This window comes from Priestia sp. SIMBA_032, from assembly GCF_046535215.1.
GTDB lineage: Bacteria > Bacillota > Bacilli > Bacillales > Bacillaceae_H > Priestia > Priestia aryabhattai.
The window spans coordinates 1-277 of the sequence record NZ_JAWRXD010000528.1 but is presented as its reverse complement, the minus strand read 5'-3'; the positions used below and the strand labels follow the sequence as shown (position 1 = coordinate 277).

Annotated in this window: 1 pseudogene; it reads right to left on the bottom strand. The window is 31.8% G+C overall.

Annotated elements, in window-relative coordinates:
• Window positions 1-41: 41 nt before the first annotated feature.
• Window positions 42-277, bottom strand: a pseudogene (locus SB717_RS35405) (DeoR family transcriptional regulator); the annotation flags it as partial.

Below are 277 nucleotides of genomic sequence, written 5' to 3'. Positions count from 1 at the left end.
CACTACATAATCAATAGATGGGTTTAAAGTAACTGTATAGATCATTGTTTATCAGCCTCAATTACATTGGTTTGTTTTTTATATTTTTCTAAATCAATTTCTAAATGGTTTGTAATAATATTTGCATCTTCAACATTTGCAATTTTCGCAAACGCAACTTCTGAAAACTTACTTTCATCAATTAAGAAATATCCTTCGTTTGCTAATGTTAGTGCCATTTGTTTTAGGAGCGCTTCTTCTGGATCTGGCGTTGTAAAGCCAAGCTGTTCATGTACAC